The sequence below is a fragment of the Oleidesulfovibrio alaskensis DSM 16109 genome (genome assembly GCF_000482745.1).
Classification (GTDB): domain Bacteria; phylum Desulfobacterota; class Desulfovibrionia; order Desulfovibrionales; family Desulfovibrionaceae; genus Oleidesulfovibrio; species Oleidesulfovibrio alaskensis.
In genome coordinates this window covers 363,864-377,502 of sequence record NZ_AXWQ01000005.1, presented here as the reverse complement: position 1 = coordinate 377,502, position 13,639 = coordinate 363,864, and the positions used below count along the sequence as shown (strand labels likewise).

Annotated in this window: 15 protein-coding genes; 13 read left to right on the top strand and 2 right to left on the bottom strand. The window is 58.6% G+C overall.

The genetic code is table 11. From position 1 onward, the window contains the following. The first annotated feature begins 118 nt into the window (after positions 1–118). From H586_RS20870 to yjgA, 12 genes are all read left to right on the top strand, one after another. Positions 119–295, top strand: coding sequence for a hypothetical protein (locus H586_RS20870; protein ID WP_011367358.1), 177 nt, complete (start codon positions 119–121; stop codon positions 293–295). A 49-nt stretch (positions 296–344) separates the two neighbouring features. Beyond that, positions 345–1,160, top strand: a complete 816-nt coding sequence (locus H586_RS0104560; protein ID WP_011367359.1) for a transporter substrate-binding domain-containing protein — start codon at positions 345–347, stop codon at positions 1,158–1,160. 166 nt (positions 1,161–1,326) lie between these two features. Next, complete coding sequence (locus H586_RS0104555; RefSeq protein ID WP_011367360.1) at positions 1,327–2,340, top strand: amino acid ABC transporter permease; 1,014 nt, start codon at positions 1,327–1,329, stop codon at positions 2,338–2,340. Continuing rightward, positions 2,337–3,068: an amino acid ABC transporter ATP-binding protein gene (locus tag H586_RS0104550; RefSeq protein ID WP_011367361.1), complete on the top strand. Its 732-nt coding sequence runs from the start codon at positions 2,337–2,339 to the stop codon at positions 3,066–3,068. The genes H586_RS0104555 and H586_RS0104550 overlap by 4 nt, the downstream gene beginning before the upstream one ends. Positions 3,069–3,342: 274 nt before the next feature. Further along, complete coding sequence (locus H586_RS0104540) at positions 3,343–4,029, top strand: LysE family translocator (RefSeq protein WP_011367362.1); 687 nt, start codon at positions 3,343–3,345, stop codon at positions 4,027–4,029. 59 nt (positions 4,030–4,088) lie between these two features. Continuing rightward, on the top strand, positions 4,089–4,544 hold the full coding sequence (locus H586_RS18150) for a hypothetical protein (protein ID WP_011367363.1): 456 nt from the start codon (positions 4,089–4,091) through the stop codon (positions 4,542–4,544). Between the two features lie 62 nt (positions 4,545–4,606). Then, the gene (locus H586_RS20365) at positions 4,607–5,455 is read left to right on the top strand and encodes a MogA/MoaB family molybdenum cofactor biosynthesis protein (protein WP_081701761.1); all 849 of its coding nucleotides are present in this window, start codon (positions 4,607–4,609) and stop codon (positions 5,453–5,455) included. A 61-nt stretch (positions 5,456–5,516) separates the two neighbouring features. Next, positions 5,517–6,779 (top strand): HD-GYP domain-containing protein, encoded by a 1,263-nt coding sequence (locus H586_RS0104525; protein WP_011367365.1) that lies wholly within the window; start codon positions 5,517–5,519, stop codon positions 6,777–6,779. Positions 6,780–6,809: 30 nt separating this feature from the next. Beyond that, positions 6,810–7,667: a 4-hydroxybenzoate octaprenyltransferase gene (locus tag H586_RS0104520; protein WP_011367366.1), complete on the top strand. Its 858-nt coding sequence runs from the start codon at positions 6,810–6,812 to the stop codon at positions 7,665–7,667. Between the two features lie 27 nt (positions 7,668–7,694). Further along, positions 7,695–8,009 (top strand): hypothetical protein, encoded by a 315-nt coding sequence (locus H586_RS0104515; protein ID WP_011367367.1) that lies wholly within the window; start codon positions 7,695–7,697, stop codon positions 8,007–8,009. 214 nt (positions 8,010–8,223) lie between these two features. Beyond that, a complete protein-coding gene (locus H586_RS0104510; protein WP_148204121.1) occupies positions 8,224–8,640 on the top strand; it encodes a hypothetical protein in 417 nt (138 codons plus the stop codon). An 82-nt stretch (positions 8,641–8,722) separates the two neighbouring features. After that, a complete protein-coding gene (yjgA, locus tag H586_RS0104505) occupies positions 8,723–9,226 on the top strand; it encodes a ribosome biogenesis factor YjgA (protein WP_011367369.1) in 504 nt (167 codons plus the stop codon). 83 nt (positions 9,227–9,309) lie between these two features. On the opposite strand, the gene H586_RS0104500 is transcribed toward yjgA, so the two are convergent. After that, positions 9,310–11,034, bottom strand: a complete 1,725-nt coding sequence (locus tag H586_RS0104500) for a sigma-54-dependent Fis family transcriptional regulator (protein ID WP_234702929.1) — start codon at positions 11,032–11,034, stop codon at positions 9,310–9,312. A gap of 270 nt (positions 11,035–11,304) precedes the next feature. On the opposite strand from H586_RS0104500, the gene H586_RS18140 reads away from it, so the two are divergent. Next, the gene (locus H586_RS18140; RefSeq protein ID WP_011367371.1) at positions 11,305–12,372 is read left to right on the top strand and encodes an HDOD domain-containing protein; all 1,068 of its coding nucleotides are present in this window, start codon (positions 11,305–11,307) and stop codon (positions 12,370–12,372) included. A gap of 130 nt (positions 12,373–12,502) precedes the next feature. Here H586_RS18140 and H586_RS18135 read toward each other — a convergent pair whose 3' ends face one another. After that, on the bottom strand, positions 12,503–13,636 hold the full coding sequence (locus tag H586_RS18135) for a pyridoxal phosphate-dependent aminotransferase (protein ID WP_051363858.1): 1,134 nt from the start codon (positions 13,634–13,636) through the stop codon (positions 12,503–12,505). Positions 13,637–13,639 lie beyond the last annotated feature (3 nt).

Below are 13,639 nucleotides of genomic sequence, written 5' to 3'. Positions count from 1 at the left end.
CAACACACAACCTGTGTTTTCGCTTGATTTTGAATACAAATTCGCGAAGAATGACCGGTCTGCCGGCATCGGGAACACGGTGCCGGAGACATCACTTTTTCAACCCGCGAGGTGAATCGTGAACAAGGACACTAAGCCGCTGCAAGACCGCTACAGGCGTGAGTTTGTGGAAGTCATATGTCCCAAATGCCGGCAAACCCAGATCATCGCTCTGCCGGAGGAAACCATGCCGCGTTGCCCCACATGCCGCAGAGATATGATCATCAAGGAAGTGCTGACCGAGGGCAAATATTGATGAGGAGAGGCCCCGCGGGGTCTGACGGGAAAATACTGGAGGTGTCCAAATGAAGTTTGTTAAGGCGCTTGTCCTGCTGCTGGTTACTGTTATGGCGGTACCGGCTTTTGCAGGCGACATCGATCTGGCCAAGAAATCCGTTCTGAACGACATCCTGAAGCGCGGAGAACTGCGCGTCGGCTTCGACGCCGGTTATCCCCCCTTTGAGATGACGGACAAGTCCGGCAATTTTGTGGGCTTTGACATTGACCTCGGCAAAGAGCTTGCCAAATCCATGGGTGTTAAGTTCGTTCCTGTGAATACCGATTTCGACGGTATGATTCCTTCGCTGCTTTCCGGAAAGTTTGACGTGATCATTTCCGGCATGACACTGACGCAGGAACGCAACATGAAGATCGGTTTTTCCGAACCGTACCTTGTCATGGGGCAGACCGTGCTGGTAGCTGCAAAGCATAAAGGCACCGTGAAATCCTACAAGGATCTCAATGATCCCAAGTTCATCGTTGTTTCCCGCATGGGTACCACCGGTGAAGAAGCCACCAAAAAATACCTGCCCAAGGCGACCTACAAGTCGTTTGACAAAGAAGTGGACTGCGCCATGGAAGTGGTGAACGGCCGTGCCGACGCGTTTGTGTACGACCTGCCGGTGAACGAGGTGTTTCAGGCACAGCAGGGCAAGGACAAAACCTACCTGCTGAACGAGCCTTTCACCTTTGAACCCATGGCTGTGGGCTACAAGCAGGGTGATCCTGACTTTGCAAACTTTATCAATCATTTTCTGCGTCAGCTGAAAAACGACGGCCGCTACGAGCGCATGTACAACAAGTGGCTGCGTTCCGACGCATGGCAGTCTCAGCTTAAATAATCAGGGCGTAAGCCATATGGCGGGCCGGAACTCCGTGCTCCGGCCCGCTTCAGCTTTTTTTGATTCCTGGTTTCCGGGGGGGCGGCGTGCCGCGTTGTCACCCCCGCAGCCGGGAACCTCTGCGCCGCCCGTTGGCGGCGACATCGTTTGTGAGGTTTAGCATACAATGACGGCATATAGAGGGCTGGATGCGCCCAGAGGTCCGGGATACTTTCTCTTCTGGAAGGCGGCTTTTGTGGCGATGCTGCTTGTCACTGTCGGTTTTCTGTGGGCTGCGTCCAATTCTGTGGAGTATGTATGGCGGTGGAACCGCATTCCCCAGTATTTCTGGGTGCAGAAACATGTGGACGTGCGCGCTGAGCAGCAGGGAACTCTTGTTGAGACGCTGACAAAAGACGGCGCACGGTTTGTGGTGCTGCAGGAAGACGACGGTACCCGTGTGCAGCAGAAGCTGGAACCGGGTATGTCTCTTACTCCGGCGCAGGGGGATTACGTTTATCTGGGCGATGTGCTGGGCACATACAGGGTCAGCGAGCCGGGAGTGCTGCTGCAGGGGCTGTGGGTCACGCTGGAGGTCAGCCTCATTTCCATTGTGTTCGGCATCACCTTCGGTGTGCTGACCGGCCTTGCCCGCATTTCCGAAAACCCCGCGCTTAAATGGGGGGCCATCACCTACATCGAGCTGATCCGCGGTTCCCCCCTGCTGGTGCAGATTTTTCTGTGGTATTTTGTCGCCGGTACGCTGGTGAACAATCTGCTTATGCAGGCCGGTCTGGGGCAGGTGCCGCCCATGTGGTTCGGTGTGCTGGCGCTGTCCGTGTTTACGGGTGCCTATGTGGCCGAAATTGTCCGTGCCGGTATACAGTCTGTGCACCGCGGGCAGATGGAAGCAGCCCGGTCGCTGGGTCTCAATTACAGTCAGGCCATGCGCAAGGTCATTCTGCCGCAGGCCTTCCGCCGCATCATGCCGCCGCTGGCAGGGCAGTTCATCAGTCTGGTCAAAGACTCTTCTCTGCTGGGCGTCATCGCCATCCGCGAACTGACCAAGGCAACACGTGAAGTTGTCAGCTCTTCGCTGCAGCCTTTCGAGCTGTGGATTCTGTGCGCGGTGCTGTACCTGCTGCTTACCTTCACGCTTTCGCTGTTTGTCTCTTATCTGGAAAACAAGGCCGTACGATGATCAAGGCAAAGAACCTGAATAAAATATTCTACACCCCCGAGCCGCTGCATGCGCTCAGCGATGTATCGCTGGACGTTGCCGCGGGCGAGGTCGTGGTGGTTATCGGGCCCTCGGGATCCGGCAAATCCACATTTCTGCGCTGTCTTAACCGGCTGGAATATGCCGATGAAGGCGAAGTGTGGATAGAAGGCCGCAATATTCTCGATCCGGCCTGCGACATCAACAAAGTCCGTGCCGAAGTGGGTATGGTTTTTCAGTCGTTCAATCTTTTTCCGCATATGAGCGTGCTGGAAAACCTGACCATGGCCCAGATGACGGTTCGCGGGCGCAACCGCAGTGATTCAGAGTCCAAAGCCATGGGGCTGCTGAAAAAAGTGGGTATCTCCGACAAGCACGGGGTATATCCCGACCAGCTTTCGGGCGGGCAGCAGCAGCGTGTGGCCATTGCCCGTGCACTGGCCATGGACCCTAAGGTGATGCTGTTTGACGAGCCGACATCTGCTCTTGATCCCGAAATGGTGGGCGAAGTGCTGGATGTTATGAAGACACTGGCCCGCGAAGGCATGACCATGGTTGTGGTCACCCACGAAATGGGTTTTGCCCGCGAAGTGGCAGACAGGGTTGTCTTTATGGATATGGGTAAAATCATTGAAGAAGGCACTCCGGAACACTTCTTCACCAGCCCCCGCCACGAGCGGGCCAGAAACTTCCTTAATCAGATTCTGTAATCGGGGAGAAAACAGCATGCACACTGGCTGTGGGTGCCTGTTTTTATAGTCCCGCCGAGGGACGGGCGGCGGTTTCCTGGCGGGCCGCCGCCTTATGTTTTACGGAGGGGTGCGGCTCTTGCGTGTGCACGGCACACAGGCGTACACTGTGCATATGGCGCGCCGCACGGGCAGACTTCCGGCACTTTGCAGTGTGATCACGGACGGAAAAGCCGGACACAAAGCAGACAGTAACCGGATGAACGTTTTTTGAGCTTCGCAGACAGGAGAATACATGCCCGCTGAATCATTATGGAGCCTGCTTGCTGCCGCAGGGCCGGAACTGGCCATGCTGGCAGGCATAGCGGTGGTGCTTACCGTTACTCCGGGGCCGGATACTTTTCTGGTGCTGCGCAATGCTCTGACCGGTGGCTCGCGGTGCGGTTTCATGACTGCCTGCGGCATTGCCAGCGGGCTGCTGTTTCACGCTTTGCTGGCCGGTCTGGGGTTGTCCGCCGTGCTGGTGCATTCCGCGCAGGCATATGCTGTTGTGCGCTGGTGCGGCGCGGCGTACCTGATATGGCTGGGCGTAAAAGCGCTGGCCGGTGTCCGGCGCGCCGGCGGACTGCGTGCAGGCCCTGCAGACGAGGCAGCCCCGGCCCCTGCGCTGCAGGCGGAAGCGCCGGGCAGGCGCAAAGCCTATTGTGAGGGGTTGGTGACAAATGTACTCAACCCCAAGGTTGCTGTTTTTTATCTTGCAGTGCTGCCCCAGATAATGGGTGCCCGTCCGGAAATCTGGCGTGCGGTATGGTTCGCCGCCGCGCATCTGGCGGCCACCGTGTTGTGGTTTGCGTTGCTCAGCAAAGGGTGCGGCAGAGCGGGCAGGCTGCTGCGTCCGGTGGTCATGCGTCGTCTTGACGCTGCTGCAGGCGGTCTTATGCTGCTTTTCGGCGTGCGGCTGGCACTGGAACAGGGGCGCTAGTCCGGTATTTCTTGCAGGCAGGGCGCAGCCGTGGCACTTTTCTGCGGACGGAGTTGCACATGACGAGTCGTTTTTTCCTGATGCTGGGTCTCGGTTTACTTTTTGTGACTGCAGGCTGCACGGCCGGCGGCCGGTCTGCCGGCGTGTATCTGTCAGCGGATGCGGCGGACCATGGCGGTACGGCTTTCCGCGTGGACGAGCGTGTGTTGTATGAAGCCTGTCTTGAGCGTTGCCGCCGCGATGACGAGCTGGCGCGCATGACAGTGAAAGGCTGCGTGCCGGGCTGCGACATGGCCCGTGAAAATTTTGTACTGTATGACAGTGTGTTCACCTCCGAGGCGCAGTGTCGTGATGCCGTGGAACGCTATGCTGTGGAAGAGCAGACGCAGGTCATGAAGTCCCGCTGCGATGAGCGGTTCTCACATCTGTACCATCGCAAAGGGTGCAAAGACGCTGCGGACGCTTACTACCGCATATTGTTTCCCGCATTATGCAAAGACCGGTTCAGGCAGTGACGTCAATTGCCGCGCTGTCCGCTCCGGACAGAAATGTGCGCGGCGCAACGCGGGAGTCCGGCATGGTGTGTACGGCGGATGTTGATCTGGAGCTGAAATCTCCGTGCAGGCGCGGAGAGATGATTTTGCTTGCCGCTCCGGTGGCGGACAGGCAGAGTGCGGCGGTTGAAAGCGGCTGTGCCGGTGACATGCCGGATGGTTTTTCCGGTATGTGCGCGGGCTTTTTTACGGGCGGTGCGGACGGTACCGGTCTGAAGGCCGGTGCGGTGCTGCATGATGCGTCGCGTCGCGCCGTGCTGCGTGTGACGGCCAGAGTGCCGCTGGTGCTGCCGTGCATGCAGCATGCGGCATATGGCTATACCGCAACCGTGCTGGAAGACCTGCCCGCGGGCCGTCTGTCTGCGGCGGTGTGCAGTCCGCAGCTGACCGCCGCATGGGTTACTCTTTCTGACAAAGGCGCCGCGGGACTGCGTACCGACTCCAGCGGACCGGCCATCGGCGAGATGTTTCGCGGGGAGTTTGCGGACAGCCATGTGCAGGGGTATCTGCTGCCCGATGAGGGAGCGGCCCTGAAGGCTCTGCTGACCGACCTTGCGCTGACCCAGCGGTACGATGTCGTTTTCACGACGGGCGGTACGGGGCTGGGCCCCCGTGACGTGACGCCCGAAGCGACGCTGGCCGTCATTGAAAAAAGGCTGCACGGATTTGAGCAGGCCATGATGGCCGCCAGCCTGTGCAAGACGCCGCATGCGGTGATATCCCGCGCGGTGGCGGGTACGCTGGGTACCTGCATTATCATTAATATGCCGGGCAGCCGCAAGGCTGTCCTTGAAAACATGCAGGCGGTGCTGCCCGCTCTTGCTCATGCTTCAGCCAAGCTGCGGGGAGACAAGGCCGACTGCGGAACGTAATCTGAACGTCTCATACGGCGGGGGGGACATATCTTGCCGGTATGAGCTTGTGAGACTGATAATGGATTGTGGAATTCGGGTCGGGCTTTTTCCTTTGGTGGGGGCACTGGCCAGAGCGCTGGACCTTGTCAGCAGAGAGGTCTCGCACCATCACGCCCGTGTGGCCTGTCTGACGGACAGCATTGCGCTGGAGCTGCGGCTGCCCGCTGCAGAACGACGCAACCTGCTGCTGGCGGCACTGCTGCACGATGCCGGTGCGCTTTCTTTGCAGGGCAGGCTTGATGCGCTGCAGTTCGAGACCGATGGAGTGACGCACGCCCGTGCCGGGTATGCGCTGCTGGGCATTTGTCCGCAGCTGCGTGACGTGGCGGAGCTGGTGCTGCATCATCACACCGGCTATCAGGTGCTTGCGCGCAACATAGGCAGGGCGCCCATGCTGGCCAATGTTATCAACCTGGCTGACAGGCTGGATGTTTCTCTGCCCCGCAGCGGCGGGCAGGCGGTTGATATCTGCGCCACGGCGCGTGGTATGCGCCGGTACGCGGGTTCTCTTTTTCATCCTGACTATGTGGAGGCCCTGTGCCGCGCCGTGGAAACGGGCGTCGCGCAGGAGTGTTTCACCACGCCCTGGGGAGTGCTGGGCCGCCTTGACCCGGACATGATGGGTGAGACGCTTGACAGCGACGGGCTGTTCGATTTCGCCTCTGTATTTTCTCAGGTCATTGACTTCCGGAGCAGGTTCACCGCCACCCATTCCAGCGGTGTGGCCGCGTGTGCGGCCAAGCTGGGACAGCTGGCAGGTTTTTCACACTCCGAACAGGCGCAGCTGTATCTTGCCGGTCTGCTGCATGACGTGGGCAAACTGGCCATCAGCAGCGAACTGCTGGAAAAACCGGGTCCCCTGACGGAAGAAGAATTTGCACGGATGAAACGTCATCCGGAATATACCGCCGAGGTGCTGGGTGAAGTGCCGGGCCTTGAAAGGGTGAGCCACTGGGCTTCTCATCATCACGAGCGTGTCAACGGCAGCGGATATCCATACGGGCGCAAGGGAGGCGAGCTTGAACTGGGAGCGCGCATCATGGCTGTGGCGGATATTTTTACCGCTTTGTCCGAAGACAGACCATACCGCAGCGGCATGACGCGTGAACAGGCGCACGGTGTGCTGACGGCTTTGTGCAACGAGGATGCGCTGGACCCGGTGGTGGCCAACCTGCTGTTCACCCATTACGATGAACTGGACGATGTAAGACTGACAGCCCAGAGCAAGGCTTTGAAGGAATTCAGAGCGTTTGCCGCCAGACTGGATGATGCGGATCAATAAACTGCAACCCTTAACAGAACGGAACGGAAGATGACAGTGTTCGGCAGATTCGGCGCGGTGTGCCGCATGGTTAAAATTGAACATTCCGTATTTGCACTGCCTTTCGCCTATACCGGCGCATTTATCGCCGCAGGCGGCTGGCCCGGTTGGTATACCATGGTGGTGCTTACCGCGGCCATGGTGGCTGTGCGCTCTTTTGCCATGGCTTTCAACAGGCTGATAGACCTGCCCGTAGACCGCGCCAACCCCCGTACGCAGGGACGGCCGCTGGTAACGGGTGAGATAACCCCCGCGCAGACATGGGCCTTTATCGGTGTCATGGCTGCAGTGTTTGTTGCCGCGTGCGCGGCCATGAACCCGCTGTGTCTCAAGCTGGCACCTGTGGCTTTGTTCATGTCCGCGGTGTACAGCCTGTTCAAACGGTTCACATGGGCCTGTCATTTCTTTCTCGGCGCGGTGCTGGGGTTGGCTCCCATTGCCGGATATATTGCCGTGACGCCTGAATTCACCGTCCCTGTCATTCTTTTCTTCTGGGGCGTGCTGTTCTGGGTGGCCGGTTTTGACATTTTGTATTCGTGTCAGGATGAAGACTTTGACAGAAGAGAGGGGCTGCATTCCGTACCGGCCAGAGTAGGCGTGCGTTCGGCGCTTATCGTTTCTTCTTTCTGTCATGTGAACACCTCTGTTTTCTTTCTTATGGCCGGATGGGCTGCAGGGCTTTCGTGGCCTTTTTTCGCGGTGTGGGGGCTTGTCAGTCTTATTCTGCTGGCCGAGCATAAGATAATCTCGGCAGAAGACATGAGCCGGGTTAATATGGCATTCTTCACCATGAACGGTGTTGTCTCGGTGGTTGTGTTTGCCGGAGTGCTGCTGGGCATATACATGTAGGTTTTTACAGACCGCGGGGAGGCCGCAATGCAGTACAGCATGCAGCAGGAATTTATGCGGCGCAGGGTGCAGGCCATGTATAACGAAGTGGCCGTGCCGCTGACGGCAGAAAATATCATGCTGGAGGCAGATGCCCGTAAAGCTTTTGAATCTGCGCTGGAGCAGATAGCCGACAGCGCCCGGGTGACCCGCGGAGAGGTTGCGCGTCGGCTTACAGAGTTTATGTATCTGTTGGACACCTCGAAAACCATCGTGGGGGTGCTGGCGCTGCCGGAAACAGGAAACGAGCTGTTTGTGGAAGTTCCTTCTTCCCAATGGTCGTATGACACGCAAAAGCCCTAGGCGGATGGTGGCCTGATTTACGCCGGATATCCGGCGGCGGTTGCAGTGGTCTGTTTTTTCCGGACAGCCGGGCAGAGAGCTTTGAGGCGGGGGACCTTCCTCTCTGCGGACATTGTCTTTTTTATCCAGAGGCGCACTCTTTGCTTACAGCAGTGCAGAAGAACCCATGCGGCAGGTTCTGCGCGACAGCTGCCGCTTTGACCGGGGGGTAGATATGATACATCGTGTATGGCCGTTTCGTGCGGGATGGCAACATGGCGAGGATGTCAGAGATCTTTTTGATGCCGAGCGGGCGGCGGAACGCTTTGAGCCGCCGGGCAGCGAACTGCGCAGAATTTATGCCGGAGAAACGCTGCTGGCCGTGCGCGAGGACGAAATTCACCTGCTGAGCGGTGCCGAGCGTATTCTGGCAGAAGCGGTGGAACGTCTGGTCGAGGCCGCGGGGCATCCCGCGGTGCTGGACGATACCTTCCGCGCCGTGGCGCGCGGCCTGTACCGGCATATGTATCATGCCGTGACCAGCGGGGCGCTGATTCTTGCAATCAGTATGCCTCAGGGCGGTCGCAGGGCATTTGTTGAGATTCCGGCTCACCTGTGGGGTATGAAGGCCGGAGGCCGGTATATAAACTGAACAGACAGGCTTTGGGGCCGTTTTGACATCCGATGCGAAAGGCGCGCCGGTGTCTGCCGATTTACAGGGAACAAAGGATTATATGAACCAGTGGAAGGATGAAGAACCGGTTGAAAAAAGCCGGTCGCAGCGCAAACGCGAAAGCACCGCCATGCAGCGACTGGGAGAAGACCTGACGCGTCTGCCGCATTCCGCTCTTGCCGGACTGGGGGTCTCCGCCGCCGTTATTGAGGCCGTGCGTGAATATGCCGCCATGAAAACGCATGAATCGCGTCGCAGGCAGATGCAGTACATCGGGCGGATGATGCGCGAGATGGATGATGCCGAAGCCGTGGTGCAACGCCTTGCCGCACTGAAGGAAGGGCGGCAGGTCGATGCCGAGGCCTTTCATCATCTGGAGCGGCTGCGTGAGCAGTTGCTGCTGGATGACGGCAGCGGCATGCAGGCCTTGCTTGAACAGTATCCGCAGGCGGATGTGCAGCATGTGCGGCAGCTGGTGCGCAACGCCCGTAAAGAGCGTGAAAACCAGAAGCCGCCGAAAAACTACCGGGCGCTGTTCCGGTATCTGCGTGATCTGGAAGCTTAGAAACAACAAAGCCCGTATGTACGGGCTTTGTTGTTTCAGGGCGGGAGAATGGTGAAGCGGCAGATGCCCCGCCGCGGGGTGCGTCATACGTCCTGTCTGCCTATGCCGAACTTTTTGATACGCGACTGGAGGGTCGTGGGGCGGACCCCCAGCAGGTGGGCGGCGCCGTCCGGCCCGTGTATGCGTCCGTTACAGGCTTCCAGCGCGGCACGGATGTTTTCGCGCTGCATGTGCGCCCATTGTTCTTCACGGATCACTGTCACCCGCCGGTCAGGTGCTTCGGTCTGCCAGCCGTATTCATTGCGCGTAAGTGCGCCCGGTTGCGCCTCTTCCCGGCGCCGGGGCAGTGCTTCAGGCAGTGCCTCGGCAGATATTACGCCACCGTCGGCCATGATGACTGCCCGCTCCATGATGTTCTGCAGTTCGCGCACGTTACCGGGCCAGTGATACGCCGCCAGCCTGCGGATATGACGGTAGGGCAGGCGCGGTTCCGGTATGCCCAGCCGTCTGCTGGCTTTGGCTATAAAGTGCCTTGCCAGCAGCGGAATGTCTTCGGGGCGTTCGCGCAGCGGCGGGTTGTGGATGGGAAAAACACTGAGTCTGAAATAGAGGTCCTGCCGGAATGTTCCCTTGCGCACTTCTTCAAGCAGGTCCTTGTTGGTGGCGGCGACAATGCGTACGTCAACTTTTCTGCTCTGCTCATCACCCACACGCTCGAATGTTCCTTCCTGCAGCACCCGCAGCAGCTTGCCCTGCAGTTCAAGCGGAATTTCCCCGACTTCGTCCAGAAAAAGCGTACCGCCGTCCGCCAGCTGAAAACGCCCGGTACGGTCGCGTACCGCGCCTGTGAATGATCCTTTGACGTGCCCGAAGAATTCACTTTCGAAAAGTTCGCGGGGGATGGCGGAGCAGTTGACCCGTATGAGCGGCTTGTCCCTGCGCTGGCTGTTGGCGTGAATGGCCTGCGCCAGCAGCTCTTTGCCGGTGCCGGATTCGCCCAGCAGCAGCACCGTTGCATCTGTGGGAGCCACAACCTCTATCTGTTCCATGACTTTTTTAAGAGAAGGGCTTTCACCCACAATGTCGTCGCCCAGATTATTGGCGGTGCTCACCGCGCGGCGCAGGTACTCGTTTTCCATTTCCAGTTCGCGGCGCAGGCGCTGAATTTCTTCAAAAGCTCGGGCGTTTGCCAGTGCGGCTGCAAGAGAATCAGCAAAAATAGTATGCATTTTCCGATGCATACGCATGACATCAGACAATCTGTCCTGCATGGGCCGGTCGTAGAAAACAGCCATCACGCCCAGCATTTCGCTTTTGAAAATGAGGGGATAGGTCGCGTAGGCGTGAATTCCCTCATTTTCTGCCCATGCAGGCCTCTCCCACTGGGCGCTGTCTTCGGCAAACATGGGCTTTGCCGTGCGGGCACATTCGCCTATGACAGGTTCGGTGAGCGGCACCAGCGTGTATGTACCCTCATCGTGCCGCCATTCGCGCGGTGTGTGGCGTGTCCAGCCGGAGTGAGCCATAAGGCGCAGCATTTTGCCGCGCGGACTTTCCGGACTGTTTTCTGCAAACCACAGGGCACCGCTGATGACATGTGTTCCGCGGTATGCTCTTTCGGTAAGATCCAGTAACGCCTCGACAGAACGCTCGCGCGCCATGGCAAGCATCAGGTCGAAAAACGGCGAAATATCAAGATCGTTGATGGTGGTGGGCGAATGTGTGTTCATGATGTCTTTCAGATAATGCATGTAAACAACGAAATATCGTAACGAAATATCGTTGTCAACGAAATATCGTTGCGACACTCAAAGCGGTGCTGCTCTGTAATGGTATGTTTTTGCTGACTTATATCATCATGTCCGGCTTGGCATGCATTGTGCTTTATAAAGGGCAAACAGAGAACGGCTATCCGCTTTTCTCGGTGTTAGAGTCCGTGTGGTCCCTCGCTTCGCGGACTTCGATTCAGTCGCTTCATTTTGGCAAGGCCCCGGTGGTTCCCCCCTCCGGGGTCTTGGCTTTTTATGCGCTGCATACTAAACATGTATGACCGATGCGTAAAGTGGGGGGGATATAGCATGACCGGTTTGAGTGATGTGCAGCGGAGGTGGCTTGACCACCGTTTCAGGGCCATGGATATGGGGCATCCGGCTGCTGCCGCGCTGCGTGCTGCCGTGGCGGGCCATCTTGAACGCGGCGCGCCTGTGGTTCACGGCGGCTGGCATGAGCCGGAACCTTCTGAAATTCACGGTGTGCCGCGTCTTTGCAATCTGGTGCCGGAACCCTGTGACTCCGGTCCTCCTCCTGACATACGGCAGGTTGTCAGTACCGCCTGCATCCCTCCTCTTCCTTCCGTTTTTCATACGCTGCAAAGCCAGCTGGAAGACCCTGCTGCCTCGCCGGACGATATCGCGTGGACCATCAGCATGGACCCGCGGCTGACAGCATCGCTGCTGCGGCTGGTGAACAGTCCGCTTTTCGGTCTGCGGGTAAAGGTGGACACCGTTTCGCGGGCGGTGGCCATACTGGGTGCCAAGCATATCTCCACGCTGGCGGCGGGCACGCTTTTGCTCGGGCTTTTTCATGAACGGCCGCCCCGTGCCATAGACATCGATGAATTCTGGCGTCACTCCGTGGCATGTGGTCTGGCTGCCAGAACGCTGGCCATCTGTGCTGGGCACACAATGCCGGAGCGCCATTTTGTGGGCGGCCTGCTGCATGACATCGGCTGGCTTGCGCTGTGCTGCGGCAGACCCGACCTCGCCTGCGCCGCCCTCAGACACTCGGGGCGCACCGGATGCGCCCTGCACGAGGCGGAGCAGCACTGCTTCGGATTTGATCATGCGGGGGTGGCGTATGCTCTGGCGCAGCAATGGGAACTGCCTGCCACCATTGCATCGGCCATGCGCTGGCATCATCAGCCGCCGGCCGATGCGAAAGGGCAGCCGGTTTTTGATGCGGCCGTGGTGCATGTGGCTGATGTCATAGTGCATGCCATGGGATACAGCGTGGCCGCAGATCAGTTTGCTCCGGCGCTGGAACCTTATTTCTGGAACGCCGCAGAGGTGCCCGTGGAGAGTCTGGATGTGGTTGTGCGCACTGTTTATGCCGAACTGGAGCTGATGGTCGACCTGTTGCAGCCGTGAAACAGCCTTTTGCGGTGTTGCGGGGTGCGTCCATGCAGGGCAGATGCATAGGTTCTGCGCCGGCTGCTGCCGGTTTTCCGTGCTGCTGATTTTGACAGACGTCCGCGCGGGGGACAGCGGGGGAGGCCGGTTATTCCGCGTCCAGAGTGCCCAATATCGCGGTCAGCCTGCTCCATGCTTTTTTTTCGCGTACCTGCATCCGTATGAAGCCCTGCGGCATACCGGGAATATTATCACATAGCCGGACCAGTATGCCGTGCTGCAGCAACTCCGTGTAAACGGTCGCGGCCTTTGCAGGACGCTGCAGGCGCGCGGTGACAAAGTTGGCCCCTTCCAGCACAAGGTTGTTGTCAAATATCCCTGTATTCCGGAGTGCCCCTGCAAAAGCTGTTTTTTCGGCACGCATGGCCGGCAGGCGCAGGCGGTATTCATCCATGCGGTCAAGAAAAGCCGTCCCTGCCTGCTGGGCGGCATGCCAGACAGACCACGGCGTTTTGCATCTGTTCATCCGTTCGATGGTCTGTTCATCTGCATGGCAGTACCCCAGCCTGACGCCGGTGCAGTAAAAGAACTTGGTCATGCTGCGCAGAGAGATAACTTTCGTTTCCGTGCGCGTGCATCCGGCGTAGGCAGCCATGCCGTGACGGCTGTAGGCCGGAGTGCCCCACAGAAAATCCAGATAGCTGTTGTCCACAAGTACATGGGGGCAGTCCAGCGCATGCAGAATATCGTCCATCCGGCTGTAATCAGTACATGCCGGATTGCTGGGCGCACAGATGACCGCCATGTCGGGGCGGTATGCCGTCACCGCATCGTGCAGGCGGCAGATGTGGCGTTCCGGAATGTCGAAGCCGTCATACGGGTCGGTTTCGAACAGGCGGTAATCTGCACCGCAGGCCTGACAGGCCCGGACATATTCCGAAAAAACAGGAGCGATGAGCAGCACTCTGCGCGGTTTCAGGCTGTGCATGGCCAGATAGATGAGTTCTGACGAGCCGTTGCCGGCAAGAATGCGTTCCGGCTGTGTCTCTTCAAAGCCGGCTATGCGGTGGCGCAGGCCGGTACATTCACTGTCGGGGTAGTGGCTGTGCGCATAGCCTGTCTGTGCAAGCACCTGACGGGTCAGGTCGTCACAGAGAGAGTTGGCGTTGCTGCTGAAATCAAGAATATCCGTCGGCGATATGCCCAGCCTGCCGGCCAGCCGCACAACATCACCGCCGTGGCTGCCCTGTGCGCATGCCACAGAAACCGGTCCGCTATTCATGCT

What these genes read in the sequence shown, in the direction of transcription:
- H586_RS0104560 (WP_011367359.1), top strand. Translation starts at nt 345, where the DNA reads ATGAAGTTTGTTAAGGCGCTTGTCCTGCTGCTGGTTACTGTTATGGCG.
- H586_RS0104555 (WP_011367360.1), top strand. Translation starts at nt 1,327, where the DNA reads ATGACGGCATATAGAGGGCTGGATGCGCCCAGAGGTCCGGGATACTTT.
- H586_RS0104550 (WP_011367361.1), top strand. Translation starts at nt 2,337, where the DNA reads ATGATCAAGGCAAAGAACCTGAATAAAATATTCTACACCCCCGAGCCG.
- H586_RS0104540 (WP_011367362.1), top strand. Translation starts at nt 3,343, where the DNA reads ATGCCCGCTGAATCATTATGGAGCCTGCTTGCTGCCGCAGGGCCGGAA.
- H586_RS18150 (WP_011367363.1), top strand. Translation starts at nt 4,089, where the DNA reads ATGACGAGTCGTTTTTTCCTGATGCTGGGTCTCGGTTTACTTTTTGTG.
- H586_RS20365 (WP_081701761.1), top strand. Translation starts at nt 4,607, where the DNA reads ATGGTGTGTACGGCGGATGTTGATCTGGAGCTGAAATCTCCGTGCAGG.
- H586_RS0104525 (WP_011367365.1), top strand. Translation starts at nt 5,517, where the DNA reads ATGGATTGTGGAATTCGGGTCGGGCTTTTTCCTTTGGTGGGGGCACTG.
- H586_RS0104520 (WP_011367366.1), top strand. Translation starts at nt 6,810, where the DNA reads ATGACAGTGTTCGGCAGATTCGGCGCGGTGTGCCGCATGGTTAAAATT.
- H586_RS0104515 (WP_011367367.1), top strand. Translation starts at nt 7,695, where the DNA reads ATGCAGTACAGCATGCAGCAGGAATTTATGCGGCGCAGGGTGCAGGCC.
- H586_RS0104510 (WP_148204121.1), top strand. Translation starts at nt 8,224, where the DNA reads ATGATACATCGTGTATGGCCGTTTCGTGCGGGATGGCAACATGGCGAG.
- yjgA (WP_011367369.1), top strand. Translation starts at nt 8,723, where the DNA reads ATGAACCAGTGGAAGGATGAAGAACCGGTTGAAAAAAGCCGGTCGCAG.
- H586_RS18140 (WP_011367371.1), top strand. Translation starts at nt 11,305, where the DNA reads ATGACCGGTTTGAGTGATGTGCAGCGGAGGTGGCTTGACCACCGTTTC.
- H586_RS18135 (WP_051363858.1), bottom strand. Translation starts at nt 13,636, where the DNA reads ATGAATAGCGGACCGGTTTCTGTGGCATGCGCACAGGGCAGCCACGGC.